This window comes from Catonella sp., assembly GCF_057250765.1.
The window spans coordinates 82,871-101,328 of record NZ_DBHIEC010000001.1 but is presented as its reverse complement, the minus strand read 5'-3'; the positions used below and the strand labels follow the sequence as shown (position 1 = coordinate 101,328).

General features: G+C 38.5%; 18 protein-coding genes. 16 read left to right on the top strand and 2 right to left on the bottom strand.

Annotated elements, in window-relative coordinates; all coding sequences use genetic code 11:
- Positions 1–124 precede the first annotated feature (124 nt).
- The gene (locus tag ACO6HM_RS00440; protein WP_485389247.1) at positions 125–1,540 is read right to left on the bottom strand and encodes a phosphohexomutase domain-containing protein; all 1,416 of its coding nucleotides are present in this window, start codon (positions 1,538–1,540) and stop codon (positions 125–127) included.
- A gap of 186 nt (positions 1,541–1,726) precedes the next feature.
- Here ACO6HM_RS00440 and ACO6HM_RS00435 point away from each other — a divergent pair, with 186 nt between their 5' ends.
- The 12 genes from ACO6HM_RS00435 to ACO6HM_RS00380 all read left to right on the top strand — a co-directional run bounded on the left by ACO6HM_RS00435 (position 1,727) and on the right by ACO6HM_RS00380 (position 12,605).
- The gene (locus tag ACO6HM_RS00435) at positions 1,727–2,764 is read left to right on the top strand and encodes an ABC transporter substrate-binding protein (protein WP_485389246.1); all 1,038 of its coding nucleotides are present in this window, start codon (positions 1,727–1,729) and stop codon (positions 2,762–2,764) included.
- A 94-nt stretch (positions 2,765–2,858) separates the two neighbouring features.
- Complete coding sequence (locus ACO6HM_RS00430; protein ID WP_485389245.1) at positions 2,859–3,923, top strand: ABC transporter ATP-binding protein; 1,065 nt, start codon at positions 2,859–2,861, stop codon at positions 3,921–3,923.
- On the top strand, positions 3,916–5,562 hold the full coding sequence (locus ACO6HM_RS00425; protein WP_485389244.1) for an ABC transporter permease: 1,647 nt from the start codon (positions 3,916–3,918) through the stop codon (positions 5,560–5,562). The genes ACO6HM_RS00430 and ACO6HM_RS00425 overlap by 8 nt, the downstream gene beginning before the upstream one ends.
- An 8-nt stretch (positions 5,563–5,570) precedes the next feature.
- Positions 5,571–7,271, top strand: coding sequence for a cache domain-containing sensor histidine kinase (locus tag ACO6HM_RS00420; protein ID WP_485389243.1), 1,701 nt, complete (start codon positions 5,571–5,573; stop codon positions 7,269–7,271).
- Positions 7,264–8,043, top strand: coding sequence for a response regulator transcription factor (locus ACO6HM_RS00415; RefSeq protein ID WP_485389242.1), 780 nt, complete (start codon positions 7,264–7,266; stop codon positions 8,041–8,043). Before ACO6HM_RS00420 ends, ACO6HM_RS00415 begins: the two co-directional genes overlap by 8 nt.
- Positions 8,043–8,648 carry an HAD family hydrolase gene (locus tag ACO6HM_RS00410; protein WP_485389241.1) on the top strand — a complete coding sequence of 202 codons (606 nt, stop codon included), beginning with the start codon at positions 8,043–8,045 and terminating at the stop codon, positions 8,646–8,648. Before ACO6HM_RS00415 ends, ACO6HM_RS00410 begins: the two co-directional genes overlap by 1 nt.
- Positions 8,649–8,714: 66 nt before the next feature.
- Complete coding sequence (locus ACO6HM_RS00405) at positions 8,715–8,795, top strand: DUF6219 family protein (protein ID WP_408610927.1); 81 nt, start codon at positions 8,715–8,717, stop codon at positions 8,793–8,795.
- 225 nt (positions 8,796–9,020) lie between these two features.
- Positions 9,021–9,857 (top strand): PRD domain-containing protein, encoded by an 837-nt coding sequence (locus ACO6HM_RS00400; protein WP_485389240.1) that lies wholly within the window; start codon positions 9,021–9,023, stop codon positions 9,855–9,857.
- A gap of 44 nt (positions 9,858–9,901) precedes the next feature.
- Entirely contained in the window at positions 9,902–10,372 is a 471-nt protein-coding gene (locus tag ACO6HM_RS00395; protein ID WP_485389239.1) for a PTS sugar transporter subunit IIA, read from the top strand.
- A gap of 70 nt (positions 10,373–10,442) precedes the next feature.
- Positions 10,443–10,706 carry an HPr family phosphocarrier protein gene (locus tag ACO6HM_RS00390; RefSeq protein ID WP_485389238.1) on the top strand — a complete coding sequence of 88 codons (264 nt, stop codon included), beginning with the start codon at positions 10,443–10,445 and terminating at the stop codon, positions 10,704–10,706.
- Positions 10,707–10,749: 43 nt separating this feature from the next.
- Positions 10,750–12,198 carry an N-acetylglucosamine-specific PTS transporter subunit IIBC gene (gene nagE / locus ACO6HM_RS00385; RefSeq protein ID WP_485389237.1) on the top strand — a complete coding sequence of 483 codons (1,449 nt, stop codon included), beginning with the start codon at positions 10,750–10,752 and terminating at the stop codon, positions 12,196–12,198.
- Positions 12,199–12,305: 107 nt separating this feature from the next.
- Complete coding sequence (locus tag ACO6HM_RS00380; protein ID WP_328706801.1) at positions 12,306–12,605, top strand: hypothetical protein; 300 nt, start codon at positions 12,306–12,308, stop codon at positions 12,603–12,605.
- 112 nt (positions 12,606–12,717) lie between these two features.
- On the opposite strand, the gene ACO6HM_RS00375 is transcribed toward ACO6HM_RS00380, so the two are convergent.
- Positions 12,718–14,079, bottom strand: coding sequence for a citrate/2-methylcitrate synthase (locus tag ACO6HM_RS00375; RefSeq protein WP_485389236.1), 1,362 nt, complete (start codon positions 14,077–14,079; stop codon positions 12,718–12,720).
- Between the two features lie 327 nt (positions 14,080–14,406).
- On the opposite strand from ACO6HM_RS00375, the gene ACO6HM_RS00370 reads away from it, so the two are divergent.
- The 4 genes from ACO6HM_RS00370 to ACO6HM_RS00355 all read left to right on the top strand — a co-directional run bounded on the left by ACO6HM_RS00370 (position 14,407) and on the right by ACO6HM_RS00355 (position 18,279).
- On the top strand, positions 14,407–15,240 hold the full coding sequence (locus ACO6HM_RS00370; protein WP_485389235.1) for a MetQ/NlpA family ABC transporter substrate-binding protein: 834 nt from the start codon (positions 14,407–14,409) through the stop codon (positions 15,238–15,240).
- A gap of 278 nt (positions 15,241–15,518) precedes the next feature.
- The gene (locus ACO6HM_RS00365) at positions 15,519–16,484 is read left to right on the top strand and encodes a methionine ABC transporter ATP-binding protein (RefSeq protein ID WP_208429527.1); all 966 of its coding nucleotides are present in this window, start codon (positions 15,519–15,521) and stop codon (positions 16,482–16,484) included.
- Positions 16,484–17,119 carry a methionine ABC transporter permease gene (locus ACO6HM_RS00360; protein WP_485389234.1) on the top strand — a complete coding sequence of 212 codons (636 nt, stop codon included), beginning with the start codon at positions 16,484–16,486 and terminating at the stop codon, positions 17,117–17,119. Before ACO6HM_RS00365 ends, ACO6HM_RS00360 begins: the two co-directional genes overlap by 1 nt.
- Before the next feature lie 131 nt (positions 17,120–17,250).
- Entirely contained in the window at positions 17,251–18,279 is a 1,029-nt protein-coding gene (locus tag ACO6HM_RS00355; protein ID WP_485389378.1) for a 3-deoxy-7-phosphoheptulonate synthase, read from the top strand.
- Positions 18,280–18,458 lie beyond the last annotated feature (179 nt).

Genomic DNA, 18,458 nt, shown 5'->3' with positions numbered 1-18,458 from the left:
GTGCGATCCCTCGGAGAGATTTTTATTTGACAGGAAATTTCGGAGAAATTTCCTGTCAAATAAGAATAAAGCCCTCTATGCACTTTCGCATAGGGGGCTTTGAACTCTAATAAACTATTTTTATTTATATCTTTTCATCTTCCTTAATATCAAGCAAGTCTTCCATTATTTTTACATATTCGTCTGTCTTAGCACGGCTGCCTGCTTCTGCAAATATTCTAAGAACAGGCTCTGTACCGGAGAATCGTGCTATAATCCAGGAACCATCCTTAAATAACACCTTAAGCCCGTCTGCATAATAAGCTTTTTCTATATTTTCGTATGCAGGTATTTTTTCTTCTTCAAAAAGCATCTTAACTAATTTAGCCTTTTTTTCAGGAGTGAATCTGTAGTCATTCTCGCTAAAATAAAAGGTGCCAAACATTTCTTCAAGTTCTTTAGCAAGGGTATGAATGCTCTTCTTTGTCACACATATCATCTCAATGAGCAATGCAGCTGCATATATACCGTCTTTACCGCCTATATGTCCCTTTACAGTTAGGCCTCCGCTTGATTCTCCACCTATTATGGCATCGTACTTTCTCATGTTTTCAGATATATACTTAAAACCTACATTGGTTTCTATACATTTTTCGCCATATTTTTCAGCAATTCTATCAAGCATGTGAGTGGTTGCTATATTCCTTACCACAGCACCCTTCCAATGCTTAAACTCGAGAAGATAGTAGTATAGTAAGCAAAGTAAAGTGTTAGGGTGGATGAAATTGCCCAGCTCATCAATTATTCCTATGCGGTCGGCATCACCGTCTGTAGCTACTCCAAGGTTGTACTGCTTTTGTAGTACAAGGTCCATAAGCCTGTGGAGAGAAGCTGAAGCGGGGCTTGGCAGCCTTCCGCCAAAGAGAGTGTCGTGCTGTCCGTTTATTATAGTGGTTTCACATCTTACGCTTGAAAGCAATGTTATAAGTGCACTTTCAGATACTCCATACATAGGGTCTATAGCTATCCTTAGATGGGCATTTCTTATAGCATCCACATTTAACGAATTTAAGATGGAATCAATATAATCATTGAAAGGATGGATTTTTTCAAACAAATCACTGTGCTCGATTTCATAAAAATTCTTGGTATTTTTTAGTTCTTCCTTTGAAATGTTGTTTGCAATTTCTGATAATCTGTCAGTTGTTTCTAAGGGGGCGTCGTTGCCATCAGCTGTAAAAATCTTAATTCCATTGTAAATGGCAGGATTGTGACTTGCAGTTATGGCAACTCCAAAATCTGCTCCCATTAGCTTGGTAGCAAACATAATGAGAGGGGTAGGTGAAGAGCCGTCAATGAATAAAGATTTAATATTGTGGCTTGCTAAAGCCTCTATGAACCAAAAACAGGCCTCCTTAGACAAGAATCTTCTATCATAACCTATAACTACTTTTTTAACTTCCTTCATAGAACTTAAGGCATGCGCTACTCTATGTATATTTTCTCTGGTAAACTTATCACCTATTATTTCGCGCCAACCGCCTGTTCCAAACTGAATCATTTTCCATCCTCCTTGTATATTATTACTAAAGCTTTGATTTATGTATGTAATTAATTTATATCAGAAAGATATTGATTTTCAAGAGATTGCAGAATTTTAAACAAAAATGCAAATTTAAATACTTGTTAGATAGATAATATTTTGATAAGCTGAAAATATAAAAAATGCACAAACGGAGGAAGAAAAATGAAAAAAATTTTTACATCTTTAATGAGCCTTGCACTCGTTGCTTCACTCACAGCTTGCTCAGGCAGTTCAGCAGGTAAGAGTAGCCAGACAGCTTCAGGCAGTGCCGGCTCAGGTAACTCAATCACCGTATATTCACCTCACCCTGCAGAAACAATCAACCTTTTAGTTCAGGAATTTGAAAACAAGACCGGAATTAAGGTGGATATAGTTGCAGCAGGTACAGGAGAACTCCTTAAAAGAGTTGAATCAGAAAAAGACAATCCTTTAGGTGATGTGCTCTGGGGCGGAGGAGCTGAGTCTTTACAGGCTTATGCACAATACTTTGAGCCTTACAAGTCAGGTGAGTTATCAGCTATTGACCCTAAGTATTATGCAAAGGACAATACCTGGACAGGAGAGAGTCCTCTTCCAATGGTTCTTCTTTACAACACTAACCTTGTATCCGATGAGAATGCCATAACGTCTTGGAAGGATATACTTAAGCCTGAATTTAAGGGCAAGATAGCGATGGCAGATCCTGCAAAGAGTGGTTCAGCTTATACAATTCTTGCGACAATGCTTACAGCATACAAGGCTGAGAATGACGGCTGGGATTTTATTAAAGAATTCTATAACAATCTTGACGGCAAGATTTTGTCAAGTTCATCAGGTGTATATAAGGGAGTTGCAGACGGAGAATACGCTGTAGGACTTACACTTGAAAAAGAAGCTATAAAGTATGTAAATGCAGGCTCACCGGTTAAGATGGTTTATCCAAGTGAAGGAACATCTGCAGTTCCTGATGGTGTAGCTATTATTAAGGGTTCAAAGAATATTGAAAATGCGAAGAAATTCGTAGACTTTGCGTTAAGCAAGGAAACACAGTCCATTATGAGCACCCAGCTTAGCAGAAGATCTATAAGAAATGACGTTGAAGCACCTAAGGGACTTGGACCTTTATCAGACATTAAGCTTGTTGACTACGACTTTGACTGGGCATCTGCCAATAAAGAAGATATACTTAATAAGTGGAAAGACGTACTTATTGGAAAGTAAATAGAATTAGCTTTTTATTATATGAGATAATTTAAGCTGCTGTAGGATGTCTGACAAGATATTTTACGGCAGCAATTTTAAAGAGGAGAAATGCATGAGTACAACTGTTAAAATTGAAGATGTAACTAAAAAGTATGGAGATTTCACAGCCATTGATAATATGAATTTTACCATAAAGGATGGTGAATTCTTTACACTTCTTGGGCCTTCAGGCTGCGGCAAGACCACCCTCCTTAGGATGATAGCGGGCTTTAATACCATAGAAGCGGGTAATATATATTTTAACGATAAGATTATCAATAAAACCCCTGCAAATAAACGTGACATAGGAATGGTATTTCAGAATTATGCTATTTTCCCTCATCTTAGCATTTATGAGAATGTTGAGTATGGACTCAAATTAAGAGGCATACCAAAGGCAGAGAGAGAAAAACAGATAGAAGAAGTTCTTAAAATAGTCCGCATAGAGAATCTTAAGGACAGAATGCCTGATAAGCTCTCAGGTGGCCAGCAGCAGAGAGTTGCTCTTGCAAGAGCTATTGTAATCAAACCTAAAATCCTGCTTATGGATGAACCTCTTTCCAATCTGGACGCAAAGCTTCGTGTGGAGATGCGTACTGTAATTAAAAAAATACAGAGACAGCTTAATATTACAACTGTCTACGTAACTCACGATCAGGAAGAGGCTCTTGCAATCAGCGACAGGATTGCGGTTATGAACAAGGGATATATTATGCAGCTTGATACTCCAAGCAGAATATATCAGAAGCCTGCCAATACCTTTGTTGCGGATTTTATTGGAATATCCAATATTTTAGAAGCAGAGGTAAAGGGCGAGAATGCACTTAGAATAGGCAGTTATGAATTTAATGCAAGCTTTAAGTCAGATAGCAGTAAGGTTAAGGTATCCGTTAGACCTGAACATGTAAGAATATCTGAAGATTTGAGCAGGGGAATAGTGGGAAATATAATTCTGTCTACATTTTTAGGTGATTATGTATACTACGAGATACAGCTTGACAATGGAGAGATTATAGAAGCCCATGAATATGCTGAGAACACGCAGAATATAAGAGAAGAAGGAAGGGTAGCAGTTACCTTTGATACAGATAACATCTCTATATTTGACATAAGTGGGGAGGCAAGACTAAATGGATAAAGGGATAAAATTTGATTTTTGGTTTATATGCCGTATCGTTATCTTTGTGCTGTTTGCGTTATTCCTTATGTATCCGTTTATCACGCTTTTCTCAAAGAGTGTGATTGGTTCTGATGGGAATTTTACCTTAGAGAACTTTGCTACATTTTTTCAGTATGAATATTATTACAGTACACTTATGAGGTCACTCACTGTATCGGTGCTTACTACAGTTTTTGCGGTAATCATCGGTGTGCCACTGGCTTATGCGTTTTCCAGATATAAGATATATGGCTCAAAGATAATAAATGTAATGATAATAATGTCACTTATGTCTCCGCCTTTTATAGGTGCATATTCTTGGATTATGTTACTTGGTAGAAACGGAGTAATCACAAAGGGTCTCAATGTACTGGGAATTAATTTTCCTTCCATCTATGGATTTTTGGGAATAATCCTGGTATTTACTTTGAAGCTCTACCCATATATCTTCCTCTATGTGGCAGGTGCCCTAAACAGCATAGACTCATCACTTGAAGAAGCCAGTGAAAATCTCGGAGCCGGCAGGCTTAGAAGATTATTTACGGTTACATTTCCGGTGATAAAGCCTACCATCTTTGCCGGAGCAATCATGGTTTTTATGTCAAGTCTTGCGGACTTTGGTACTCCAATGCTTATAGGTGAGGGATATAAGGTTCTTCCGGTTATGGTTTATGAAGAGTACATGAGTGAAACAGGCGGCAATGCAGGCATGGCGAGTGCGCTCAGTATTATCATCGTGTTATGCTCACTTACGGTTCTTTTAATACAGAAATTCATTGTAAGCCGTAAAAACTATACAATGAGCGCGCTAAGACCGCCTTCAAAGAAGGATTTGCCTAAGACTAAGAAAATTGCTTTGTCATTACTCTTATTTGTCTTTGCGTTTATAACATTTTTACCACAGGTTGTAGTTATTGTGACTTCATTTATCAACACAAATGGACCTGTATTTACGGAAGGCTTTGGACTGGAGAGCTATAAGAGTATTTTCTTTAAGCTTGGACACAATATAGTAAATACTTTTTCATTTTCAACTATTGCAATTTTTGTTATAATACTTTTAAGCGTACTTATTGCGTTTTTAATAACAAAGAGACGTGGAAAGTCTGCAACAATCATGGACATACTTGTAATGTTCCCATACGTTATTCCGGGTGCGGTGCTTGGTATAAGCTTGCTTATAACCTACAATAAAGGACCTATCCTCATAGCAGGAACACCTTTGATTTTGATAATAGCATACATAATAAGAAAGATGCCTTATACGGTAAGGTCTTCAAGTGCTATATTACAGCAGATAGACAGCAGCGTGGAAGAGGCGGCCATAAGCCTTGGAGAAACGCCAATGAAGTCTTTCTTTAAGGTGACTGTAAGGATAATGATGCCTGGTATAGTGAGTGGAGCAATTCTTAGCTGGATAAGCACCATCAATGAATTAAGTTCCAGTATTATGCTTTACACAGGTAAAACAGCTACCATATCAGTTGCCATATATACTGAGGTAGTAAGGGCCAGCTTTGGAACAGCGGCAGCTCTTGCAAGTATACTTACAGTTGCAACTTTGCTTTCTTTCGTGCTTTTCAACATAATAAGTAAGGGTAAAGTATCAGTAGTATAGGAGCAAATATGTTTAGAGAAAAAATCCCAAATAAAAGTTTTAGGAGATATATAACGGTTTGGATATTAATCTTTGCCTTTATCATCATAATACTTTTTGGGATTTTTTCTCTTTTATATTCAGGCATTTCCAGTAAAATGTATGGAATGAAGCATATAGAGGAGATTCTACATATAGCCGGAACTTTGTTTGAAGACTCCTTTGCAGAGTCGAAAAGTTATCTTGACATGTTAGCTGATGACGAGGATGTGAAAAAGGCGGTTAATGGAGGGAATAGCGGCTCTAAAGTTTTAGGAGATAAAGTCTATGGTGGACTGGGGAATATGTATAAATACATTGCAGTACATATACTAAGTATAGACGGTAAAAGAAAGTACTCCACTGATGAAATCCCTGCAATGTATGATTTAGAGAGTTTTGGAGAGTGGGGTGTGCTAAAGAGCGCAAGAGAAGGAAAAGACGATGTTTTAATCCCCAATATGTATATGTGGGAAGACGGGAAAACCAATGCATTTTCACTTACCAGAAGAATATATGATGAAAATGAAATCGTAGGCTTCATCATCGTGGACTTTTCAAGAGAATATATTGAGGGGCTATTCAAGGGCTTGGATTCAAACTACATAGGTATGTTAAAGCTTGCGGTTTTCTCAGAAAATGACTCTGAGATATATAATGATACCAACTTTCAGGGGAAAAATGTGAGGATTAATTCTTTATATTTTGAAAAACATAAAAAGGAAATAGAGAAGACCTATACCTATTCTACATATAAAACTAAAAATGTTATTTTAATGGGGTTTTTGGAAAATGAATATGTGAAGGCGGATACAAAGATGGTGTCTGCGACTGTACTTACAGCCATTGTGACCACCTTAGCGATTGCCTTTGTGATCGTGAGCATACTTGCGGGCAGGATAGTAGAGCCGATAAATATGCTTGCTAAAAAAGTGATGGACATGGATCACAAGATTACAATACCGACAGATACTAGTAACGACATAGAAGAAATACAGAATATTGAAAATGCCTTCTATAATTTACTTGGAAGAATAGACAAATACCACAAAGAAGATATTGAAAAAAGAGAACTGCTTGAGAAAATCGAGGTTAAGGCACTGCAGTCTCAGATAAATCCGCATTTTTTGTATAATACCCTAGACTCTATAAAGTGGGAAGCAAAGTTAAATAAAGTGGATAAGATAGCGAAGATAGTTACTGAGTTTGGCAATATACTAAAGGCAAATATGAATTTTAACGAAACTACAGTCTCTGTCGAAGATGAACTGGGGCTGGTAAAAAGCTACCTCTATATTCAGATGGAGAGATATAAAGACAGATTTGAATTCAAGCTAAATGTGCCGGAGGATATGTATGACTATCATATTCCAAAGCTACTTCTTCAGCCAATCGTTGAAAATGCTATTATACATGGGATGGAGCTTATCATAGAAAAAGGAGTTGTCGAAATAACAGGCCGCAAAGAAGGAGATAATCTCATATTTAATGTGAAGGATAACGGAAACAACTTTGTGGGAGACTTTGATAAAATAGTGAATAATATAGACAGCAACAGCATAGGACTTTATAATGTAAATAAAAGAATAAAGCTATATTACGGTGAGGAATATGGGCTTAGTCTTATAAGTGATGACTGTACCAATATTCAAATTAAGATAAAAAAGGATATAAGGGATAATAATGTATAGAATTGTGGTTGTTGAAGATGAGGAAATAGTTAGAAAAGGCCTTGTAATAACTACAGATTGGGAGAGCTATGATTGTCAGGTCATAGGAGAAGCAAAAAATGGTGGAGAAGGTCTTAGCCTTATAACCAAGCTGAAGCCGGACATAGTTATTACTGACATAAGGATGCCTGTAATGGACGGTTTACAAATGATTGAAAAGGTCTATGAGACCTATATGCCTGTTACAATCATGATTACAGCCTTTAATGAATTTGAATATGCAAAAAGAGGAATAGATTTAAGCGTAAGCGACTACCTCTTAAAGCCTTTTGATGATGTCCAGTTAGATAAGGCACTTAAAAGGGCCATAGAAAAGGTAAATAATAATATTTTACTTTGTAGTGTAAATAAAGAGACGGACAAAGCTGCTCTGATGGAAGAGATAGATAAGAAACTGAGACTTACAGTCAACTCGAAGCATATCAATATCATTAAAGCAATTGAGTATATTAAAGAAAACTATATGAAGGAGATAAACATATTATCTACCTCAGAGTATTTGAAGGTAAGTGAAAGCTATTTAAGTCATTTATTCAAAAAGGAGACAGGCTATACCTTTGTGGAAATACTTACTCTCACAAGGCTTAAAAAAGCCTGTAAGCTGCTTAAAGACCCACAGACCAGAGTATCAGAAGTGGCTTATATGGTAGGATATAGAGACCAGAGGTATTTTGGCAATATATTTAAGAAACATTTTGGGGTGACACCCAATTATTATAAGGAGAGAATGTAATGTATAAAAATATGCTGTTTGATATGGGCAATGTAATTATGGATTTTTCACCTGATTTTATTTTGTCTATGTATACCAAGGACGTAAAGCTGATTAATTACTTAAAATACAAAATCGTCTATACCCGTGCCTGGGCAGATGCGGATAAGGGAGTGCTTGATGAGGAAGAGGTATACGAAGAAATCATAAAGGATTTGGAGGAAAGGTATCACCCGCTTGCAAAGGATGTACTTACAAGCTGGTATGTGCATAAGACTGAGAATGAAGAGATGCTTGAACTTATGAAAGACCTTAAAAATAAGGGATATAAGTTATATCTTTGTTCAAATGCTGCTGAGTCTTTTCATAAATACGAAGATAAGATAGAAGCCTTTAAGCTTTTGGATGCAAAGATAGTGTCTGCCGATATCAGGGAAGTAAAGCCTGACAGGGCATTTTTTGACTATGTACTAAACACCTATAACCTAAAGGCAGAGGAATGCTTTTTCATAGATGATTTGGCAAATAATGTAAAAGGTGCCTACGAATGTGGAATAGACGGCTATCAGTACAATGGTAATGCAGGACTTTTAAGAAAGTTTATGGAGAGGGTTGGAATATTGTAGTTGGCAAAACTACAGCTCTCTGCTATAATTAAGGGAGTAAAATCAACCACTAAAGGAGGAAGAGATATGAAAAGTCATAAGTTTTGGGCAATAGCAACCTGTATTTGTTTTATATTAACTATGTATACAGGATATAAACATAAATAAATTAAGCTAAATTTGTAGAAATATCTCAGGAAAAACCGTCAAAATATAAAATATTGACAAAGAGATAAATTCATAGTATACTCGCTTTATAAATATTGACGGATTGTTACCGAGAGGGCAAAACCAAATTTTACAGACAAATGATAATTTGTCTGTGAAGTTTGGGTTTTTTTATAATCAGGATGTTTAAAGCATATTTTGCCTTTTATACAGTGGAGAAACGATGTGATTATAGAAGGAATTATTAATAATAATGTGGTCAGCTCAAAAGATGATGAAGGCAAAGAAGTAGTTGTCATGGGCAAGGGAATCGGCTTTGGGAAGAAAAAAGGCGATACTTTAAACGAAGCTGATGCAGATAAAATATTTACTATTGAAGATGAGGAAGCCCTTAGGCGGTTTAAGAATCTCCTTACAGGAATTCCCCTAGAATACCTCCAGGTGTCAAATGAGATTATTTCTTTTGCTAAAGAAAGGCTTGATACTGAGCTTCATCCTAATATTTATCTGACGCTTACTGACCACATAAGCTTTGCCATAAGGAGGATAGAAGAGGGACAGGTTTTTCCGATTCCTATGGAAAATGAAATAAGACGATTTTATCCACTTGAATACAGAATAGGCACTCAGGCTGTTTCGCTTATTTACGAAAGACTTGGCTATAAGCTTCCTGTGGATGAAGCTGCGGCCTTAGCCATACATTTTGTAAATGCAGAATTCAACATCAAGGTAAGAGATACCTGGATAATCACCAAGATGATGGGAGATATTCTTAGCCTCATTTCATCAGAGTTTGACTGCTTAAATACTGAATGTGTAGAGGTTGAGAGCTTTGTGGCAGGAATTAAGCTTCTTTGCTATAGACTTGCTATGGCACATCCTATTAGGGAAAAGGGAGATAAAAAGCTTCTCGATTTTATAAAAGATAATTATCCCAAAGAATGGGAAATGGCTAAAAGGGTAAATGACTATGTTATAAAAGAGCACAAATGCCGTTTTACTGAGGAAGAGAAGCTATACTTTGCGGTTCAGTTAAAGAGAATAAACGACTTATTTAATTAAATGGTAAAGGCAGGATAAGGTGTCCTGCACTGAAGGGAGAATTTATGTTTTTTAAGAAAAAAGAACTTGAGCTTGTATCGCCTGTAAAGGGTAAACTTATAAGTATCAAAGATGTGCCTGATGTAACCTTTAGCGAGGAAATGGTAGGAAAGGGAGTGGCAGTTATACCTGAGGAGAACGAGCTTTGCTCCCCTGCAGATGGAACCATAACCACAGTGTTTCCAACCTTACACGCTATAGGACTTACCACAAAAGACGGCATAGATATACTTTTACATATAGGTCTTGATACCGTAAACCTTCAAGGTGAGGGCTTTGAGGTGAAGGTAAAAGAAGGAGATGAGGTTAAGGCAGGCGATTTGCTAGTGGTAGTAGATTTTGAAAAAGTAAAACAGGCGGGCTACAAACTTGAAACTCCTGTTATCATTTGCAATCCTGATGATTGTAAGAAGATTATTTATGCGGATCCTACGTCGGTAAATAAGGGTGATGCAATCATTAAATACACCAAATAATCTATGCATCTCCTACAAAGGTACTTTTACTTAGAAAAGCAGTAAGAAATTTATAAGGAAGGAGGAGAATATGAAGAAGATAAATTATACCGTCACAGCAGAAGCAGGAATACACGCAAGGCCTGCAGGGCTTTTGGTAAAGCAGGCGGCTTCATTTAAGAGTGAAATTACCATACTCAATGAAGAAAGTGGTAAAGAAGCTAACTTAAAAAGGCTGATGGCGGTTATGGCGCTTGGGATAAAGCAGGGCAACAGCGTTGTTGTTACTGTAGAGGGAGAGGATGAAGATGAGGCGTATACAGTACTTGAATCCTTCCTTAAGGAGAACTTTTAATTAAATATTTCTTTGGGTTAATAAAGAAAGGGGAACAAATATTATGATGAAGTATTTGCAAAAATTAGGCCGCTCGTTGATGTTACCTGTTGCCTGCCTTCCTGTAGCGGGAATTCTTATGGGTATAGGTTACGCACTTTCACCACATGTTATGCAGGGTGGTGATATCACAGGAACAGTTGAAATCTTAGGTTTCTTTTTAATCAAAGCAGGTGCAGCCCTCATTGACAATATGTCATGGCTCTTTGCTATAGGTGTTGCAGTTGGTATGGCTGATGATAAGGACGGTACGGCAGGACTTGCAGGTCTTGTATCTTGGCTTATGATGACTACACTTCTTTCATCAGATGCAATTGCCATAATGACACAGGCCAAAGCAAATGTTGCATTTGGTAAGATTCAGAACCAGTTCATAGGTATTTTAGCGGGTATTATAGGTTCAGTTTGCTACAACAAGTTTAAGAACACTAAACTTCCTGATGCACTTGCATTTTTCTCGGGAAAGCGTTCGGTAGCAATAGTTACAGCCATGGTATCGGTAGTGGCATCAGGAATACTCTTCTTTATCTGGCCTGTAATATACGGGGGACTCATTGGCTTTGGTAAGTCAATAGTAAGCCTTGGTGCAGTAGGAGCAGGTATATACGCATTCTTTAACCGTCTCCTCATTCCATTTGGACTTCACCACGCACTTAACTCAGTATTCTGGTTTGATGCGGCTGGTATCAACGACCTTGGTAACTTCTGGGGAAATACTGGTACACTAGGAACTACAGGTATGTATATGTCAGGCTTCTTCCCTTGTATGATGTTTGGTCTCCCAGCGGCTGCTTTTGCGATGATTCGTTCAGCTAAGCCTGAGAAGAAGAAATATGCAGTGTCACTCTTAAGCGCTGCGGCAATCTGTGCATTTATCTGCGGTGTTACAGAGCCTTTCGAATTTGCATTTATGTTCCTTGCGCCGGGTCTTTACTTAATATACGCCATCCTTTACGGTGTATTTACGGTAATTACTGTGGTAGTTGGATTTAGAGCAGGCTTTTCATTCTCAGCAGGCCTCACAGACCTTATATTTAGCTCACAGCTTCCACTTGCACAAAAGACCTGGCTTATCATTCCGTTAGGTATAGCTGCTGCTATCGTATTCTACGCAGTATTTAGATTTGCCATTGTTACATTTAACCTTAAGACACCTGGTAGAGAAGATGATGCAGACAATGCTGAAGAGATGAAGGCAGTTCTTGCCAATGGTGACTTTACAGAGGTTGCAAAGGTAATCCTTGAAGGTCTTGGCGGAAAGGAAAATGTAACTTCAGTTGATAACTGTATTACAAGACTTAGAATTGAGGTTAAGGACTACACAGCAGTTGATGAGAAGAAGATTAAATCAGCAGGAGTTGCAGGTATCATCAGACCTAGCAAGACTTCCGTTCAGGTCGTAATCGGACCTAAGGTTCAGTTTGTAGCTGATGAGGTTAACAGACTTATGTAATTGACTTTAGCTATAAATAGTTGTATCATGTTAGATATTACTATAATACCTTTGGATGAACTTGCAGGTATTGTTAGGAAAGCTAATATTATACAAGGAGAAGAGAAATGGAATTATTGAAGGTTTATGATACTGTAAATAAAACTACAGTAGAGCTTGATGAACAGGGGCTTATCGATACTTTAATCGCAGGCAGACAGGTGGATGTATTTCTTAAAGCAGAAAAGACAGATCCTGATGGATATATGACCTGGAATGAAGAGCACTGGACATCAGTTTCTGACAAGAAGTTTGTACGTTATTACTCAATTAATGGACGTCTTTTAGGCGAATATACAGGCCATAACATCTATGACCTAAAGAATGAATTTAAGCCTTATGAGGCGGTTAAGGTAGAGCTTAGCTAAGCAATATATCAAAGCATAATAATAAAAAGAGGCTGTCAAGCAGAGGTTAGATTGACAGTCTCTTTCTTTGGGATGTGCCCAGTGTCTGTATGCCATTTACACAAGTTGTGCTTCATGACCTGTCCTTCATTAGCACGTAAGGCTTAGTATCCTGAACACTTACATAGGCAGGTCTTATTATCTTGTCGGTGTTTATAAGCTCCTCAAGCCTGTGTGCACTCCAGCCGGTTATCCTTGCACAGGCAAAGATAGGGGTATAGAGCTCAGGAGGAAGACCAAGCATATGATATACAAGACCGCTGTAGAAGTCGATATTGGCACTTACTCCCTTGTAGATATGTCTCTCCTCACCAATTATCTTAGGTGCAAGCCTTTCAACCATACTGTAGAGAGCATAGTCAGCATCATTTCCCTTAGATTTTGCAAGCCTTTCCACATAGCCCTTGAAGATATTTGCCCTCGGGTCAGAGATTGAATAAACCGCATGTCCCATACCATAAATAAGTCCCTTTTTATCAAAGGCCTCCTTGTGGAGAAGCTTTCTAAGGTATAAGCCGACCTCTTCTTCGTCTTTAAGGTCTTTCACATTCTTCTTTAGGTCTTCAAACATACCCATAACCTTGATATTTGCACCGCCATGCTTAGGGCCTTTAAGGGAGCCTAGGGCAGCGGCTATGGCTGAGTAGGTATCGGTTCCTGAGGATGTTACTACATGTGTAGTAAAGGTAGAGTTGTTACCACCGCCGTGCTCCATATGTAGTACAAGGGCAAGGTCAAGTACAGTAGCCTCTATTGAGGTATATTTTTTATCAGGTCGAAGGAGCCTTAGTATGTTCTCAGCCGTAGAAAGTGACTTCTCAGGCTGATGGATGTAGAGGCTCTTTCCGTTATTGTAGTGATTGTGTGCATGGTAGCCGTACACCGAAAGCATAGGAAAGACTGCTATGAGGTTGAGGCATTGGCGCATTACATTTGGCAGTGAAATATCGTCAGCAAGAGAGTCATAAGAATAAAGGGTAAGCACACTTCTTGCCAAAGTATTCATCATGTCCTTGCTTGGAGCTTTCATAATAACGTCCCTTACGAAATTGCGTGGGAGTGCCCTCTGATGTGCAAGCTCCTTTATAAAGTCAGTAAGCTCTACTTCTGTAGGAAGCTTACCGTAGAGAAGGAGATAGGTCATCTCTTCAAAGCCAAAGCGCTTCTCACCTATAAAGCCGTCAGTAAGCTCGTGTATATCTATACCGCGGTAATACAGCTCGCCTTCACAGGGAGTTTTAACTCCATCAACCATCTTAAAAGAGTTGATGGTCGATATCTTGGTAAGTCCTGCCCTGACCCCGGCACCGTTTATATCACGAAGTCCACGCTTGATGTCAAGCTCCCTGTATAAATCTGCATTGATTCTTGAGTTCTCAAGACAAACTTCGGTAAGTCTTTCAATTCCGGGTGTAATACTTAGTTTATAAGCCAATTGACTACCTCCTTTTCCCAAACTCTGTATAACGTAATAGTAAATAGAACAGCAAAACGCTTGTAGCAAGTGTATGTGTGATAATAAATTTTCATCATTATACACGAAAACGCCAACTATGTATATGAAAATGAATTTGATATAACTAAAATCTATAACAAAGTATTGATTTAATGTATTTGTAATATCAAAACTTTTAGTATAGAATAAGTCACACAGAAAGCAAATACAAATCGGGAGTCAAAGTGCAAATGGTATTTGTAAGGCTGTATAATTGCAGGTCAAATATTTTGGCAGGCTAATCTAAAAGAAAAGAGGAGAAAATATATGAAGAAGAATGGTGTTAAAAAATTAGGTGCTTTAGTTCTTTCAGGAATTTTAGCAGTATCACTTGTAGGTTGTGGAGCAGCAGGAGGTGCGAAGAGCGATGATAAGGAAATATCTATCGGTGTAACCCCTGTTCCTCATCAGGAGATAGTTAAGGGTGCTATAGTACCTATCCTTGAGAAAGAAGGATACAAGGTAAAGGTAGTAGAGTTTAACGACTATGTTCAGCCAAATACAGCTGTTCAGGAGGGTGAGCTTGATGCCAACTACTATCAGACAACCAGATATATGGAGAATGATAACAAGGAAAGAAAGCTCAATCTTGTATCAATAGCAGAGATTCACCTTGAGCCTATGGGACTTTACTCAAAGAAAATAAAAGATATCAAGGAATTAAAGGATGGTGCAACTATAGCTATACCAAATGATGGTTCAAATGAGTCAAGGGCACTTGCTCTCTTAGCTGATAATGGACTTATAAAGCTTAAAGAGACAGAAGACCTTTATAACCTTACAAGCATTGAAGAGAACCCTCATAACTTCAAGTTCTCAGAGGTTGAAGCAGCGAGTCTTCCTGTTACCTTAAGTGATGTTGACGCTGCGGTAATCAATGGTAACTATGCGCTTGGTGCAGGTCTTAATCCTAAGAGTGACTCCCTCATCCTTGAAAGCACAGACTCAGCATCTATCAAGCAGTACTTCAATGACTTAGTAGTAAAGAGCGGAAACGAGAACTTAGAGAAGATTCAGGCTCTTAAGAAGGCGTTTACTTCTGATGAAGTAAAGAAGTTTATTGAAGAGAAGTATCAGGGTTCAGTAATCCCTGCATTCTAAAAATAAATAAAACCCATACCGGGTACATATGAAGATAGGTTATGCTTTCACTGTATACTATTCCAAATGGAAGGGGTATGTAGGGAAGGTGTGACCTATCTATACGACTTTTTACTATGATGTGGGTGTCAAAAGTATTTGACACCCATTGATACAGGATTGCTACAGCGTAGCTTTAGCAATCCTTGCAAAGAAACGTCAATCCTGTATCACGGATTGATACGAGATTTTGACGGCTTTGTCATATTGTTATGCTATATAAGAGAGATGGAGAGAAAATGATAACAGTTGAACATTTGGAGAAAAACTACGGGGAAGTGAAGGTGCTTAGCGATGTGAGCCTCAACATCGAAGATGGCACAGTCTACGGCATAATAGGTCATAGTGGAGCAGGGAAATCTACCTTGCTTCGCTGCCTTAACGGTCTTGAGAAATTCAGCTCGGGAAGCGTACAGGTTCTTGGCAGAAAAATAGAGGAGCTTGATACTGCAAAGATTAACAGCCTAAGAAAAGAAGTCAGCATGATATTTCAGAACTTCAACCTTCTTTCACGTAAAAATGTGTATGAAAATGTGGCTCTGCCTCTGGTATTTGAGGGAAAGAAGGAAAAATCTCCTGAAGTTAGGGAGAGAGTTACTAAGATGCTTGAGCTCGTGGGTCTTTCTGATAAAACCTATAAGAGGCCTTCAGAACTTTCAGGTGGACAGAAACAGAGAGTAGCCATAGCAAGGGCGCTAATCCTTAATCCCAAGGTACTTCTATGTGATGAGGCAACCTCAGCCCTAGACCCAATGACCACAAGGGAAATCCTTGATTTACTTAAGCATATAAATAAAGAGCTTGGAATTACCATCATAGTTGTAACTCATCAGATGGACGTAGTTAAGCAGATATGTGAGAGAGTAGCATTTCTTAAAGACGGCAAGATGGTGGCAGAGGGAAGGCCTGAGGATATTTTCATTAATCCTGACAAGAATGTGAAGGCATTTCTTGGAGAAAACCTTGATATGCTTCCAAGTGGCGGCATAAATATGCATATTTTCTTTGACAATGAAACTGCTGATAAGCCTGTGATTGCTATGATGGCAAAGGAATTAGGAGTGGAAGCCTCTATTATATGGGCCAGGCTTGACGATTTTAGGGGAACTGTGCTTGGAAGTCTTACTGTTCAGATAAAGGAAGAGGAGAAGGACAAGGTCTTTGCCTTCCTTAAAGAACAGGGTGTGAAATGGGAGGTAATCTGATGTTAGATATTATACTTAAAGCCTGTGGAGAGACACTTTACATGAGTTTCTTTGCCACATTGTTTGCTGTGATTTTAGGCTTCATACCGGCGGGCATCCTTACCTTAACTGCCGGCGATGGACTTAAGCCCAATAAGGTAGTGTACGGTGTACTGGATTTTGTTGTAAATGTATTTAGAAGTTTTCCTTTCATCATACTTATGGTTATTCTGATACCCATAACAAGGTTTATAGCTGGGAAGGCGATAGGAACAACGGCTGCAATTGTGCCTCTTACTATAGCCACCATACCTTTTGTAGCAAGAGTAATAGAAACAGCCATGAGAAGCGTAGACAAGGGAGTTATTGAGGCTGCAAAGAGTATGGGAGCGACTGATATGCAGATAGTGACCAAGGTAATCATAAAGGAAGCAATCCCAGGTATAATCTCTGGAATTATCTTAACATCCATATCAGTAGTAGGATACTCTGCTATGGGAGGAGCCCTTGGTGCAGGAGGACTTGGTGACGTGGCCATCCGCTACGGTTATCAGGCTTGGAATATAAATTACCTTGTTATTACAAGTTTGATTTTGGTTATATTCGTACAGATTATCCAGTTTGCCGGTAATAAGATATATAACAAACTTTCATAGCAGAAGATTTGCTTTAGCATAATAAAGCACTATACAATTCGTGTAAGTTATAGTAGAATAAGTCTCAACTCGGCGTTGTATGAACAAAGGGTTGAGATATTTTTATGATATGGCAGGAAAATGATATGGAGATGAATATGAATTTTAAGAGGAAATTACCTGTACCAAAAGAACTTAAGGAAGAATACCCTATTACAGAGGAAATGGGAGAGATAGTTAAGAAGAGGGATAAGGCTGTAAGTGACATAATCACAGGAGAAGATGACAGGATGCTTCTTGTGATAGGACCTTGTTCAGCTGACCACGAAGATCCTGTTATAGACTATATATCAAGACTTGCCAAAGTTCAGGAAAAGGTAAAGGACAAGATATTTATCGTGCCAAGAATATATACCAACAAGCCTAGGACGGTCGGCACAGGCTATAAGGGCATGCTCCACCAGCCTGATCCTGAGAAGGGTGAAGATATGCTAAAAGGTGTAATAGCTATCAGAAATCTTCACATAAGGGCAATTCGGGATACGGGCTTTACCTGTGCAGATGAGATGCTTTATCCTGAAAATCACAGATATCTTTCGGATGTATTAAACTATGTTGCAATAGGTGCAAGGAGTGTGGAGAATCAGGGACACAGGCTTACAGCCTCAGGTATAGAAGGAGCAGTAGGAATGAAGAATCCTACAGGTGGTGATTTAACCGTCATGATGAACTCTGTAGTAGCTGCACATAGCGCGCATACATTTCTGTATAGAGGCTGGGAGGTAGAGTCAACAGGCAATCCTCTTGCTCATACCATACTCCGTGGTGCGGTAGACAAGTATGGTAGAAACATACCTAACTATCACTATGAAGACCTTCAGGAAGTAATAAGGCTCTATGCAGAGCGTGACCTTGCAAACCCTGCTATTGTGGTGGATACCAATCATTCAAACTCAGGTAAGCAGTATATGGAGCAGATTCGTATAAGCAAGGACGTACTTCACAGCAGAAATGTATCAGCGGACATAAGGAAGATAGTCAAGGGACTGATGATAGAGAGCTATATTGAAGACGGCAGCCAGAAAGAAAATGAGCATGTATATGGTAAGTCTATCACCGACCCTTGCCTTGGCTGGGAGAAAACCGAAAAACTTATTTATGAATTAGCAGATATGTGGTAGACATTACTACAAACGTAGAAAGCATGAAAATCTTAAGAGCCAAAGTGCGTAGGGGTTTTCATGCTTTTTACACGCAAACGATATGAGTATACAGTATTTTGTAAGGTAAGATAAATGTATAGTTTTTTACAAAACAATATGAACAAGCTGCTTTTTTACTATATAAAATAAGCGGATTA

Coding starts and splice junctions, on each gene's coding strand:
- ACO6HM_RS00440 (WP_485389247.1), bottom strand. CDS start 1,540: ATGATTCAGTTTGGAACAGGCGGTTGGCGCGAAATAATAGGTGATAAG.
- ACO6HM_RS00435 (WP_485389246.1), top strand. CDS start 1,727: ATGAAAAAAATTTTTACATCTTTAATGAGCCTTGCACTCGTTGCTTCA.
- ACO6HM_RS00430 (WP_485389245.1), top strand. CDS start 2,859: ATGAGTACAACTGTTAAAATTGAAGATGTAACTAAAAAGTATGGAGAT.
- ACO6HM_RS00425 (WP_485389244.1), top strand. CDS start 3,916: ATGGATAAAGGGATAAAATTTGATTTTTGGTTTATATGCCGTATCGTT.
- ACO6HM_RS00420 (WP_485389243.1), top strand. CDS start 5,571: ATGTTTAGAGAAAAAATCCCAAATAAAAGTTTTAGGAGATATATAACG.
- ACO6HM_RS00415 (WP_485389242.1), top strand. CDS start 7,264: ATGTATAGAATTGTGGTTGTTGAAGATGAGGAAATAGTTAGAAAAGGC.
- ACO6HM_RS00410 (WP_485389241.1), top strand. CDS start 8,043: ATGTATAAAAATATGCTGTTTGATATGGGCAATGTAATTATGGATTTT.
- ACO6HM_RS00405 (WP_408610927.1), top strand. CDS start 8,715: ATGAAAAGTCATAAGTTTTGGGCAATAGCAACCTGTATTTGTTTTATA.
- ACO6HM_RS00395 (WP_485389239.1), top strand. CDS start 9,902: ATGTTTTTTAAGAAAAAAGAACTTGAGCTTGTATCGCCTGTAAAGGGT.
- ACO6HM_RS00390 (WP_485389238.1), top strand. CDS start 10,443: ATGAAGAAGATAAATTATACCGTCACAGCAGAAGCAGGAATACACGCA.
- nagE (WP_485389237.1), top strand. CDS start 10,750: ATGATGAAGTATTTGCAAAAATTAGGCCGCTCGTTGATGTTACCTGTT.
- ACO6HM_RS00380 (WP_328706801.1), top strand. CDS start 12,306: ATGGAATTATTGAAGGTTTATGATACTGTAAATAAAACTACAGTAGAG.
- ACO6HM_RS00370 (WP_485389235.1), top strand. CDS start 14,407: ATGAAGAAGAATGGTGTTAAAAAATTAGGTGCTTTAGTTCTTTCAGGA.
- ACO6HM_RS00365 (WP_208429527.1), top strand. CDS start 15,519: ATGATAACAGTTGAACATTTGGAGAAAAACTACGGGGAAGTGAAGGTG.
- ACO6HM_RS00360 (WP_485389234.1), top strand. CDS start 16,484: ATGTTAGATATTATACTTAAAGCCTGTGGAGAGACACTTTACATGAGT.
- ACO6HM_RS00355 (WP_485389378.1), top strand. CDS start 17,251: ATGAATATGAATTTTAAGAGGAAATTACCTGTACCAAAAGAACTTAAG.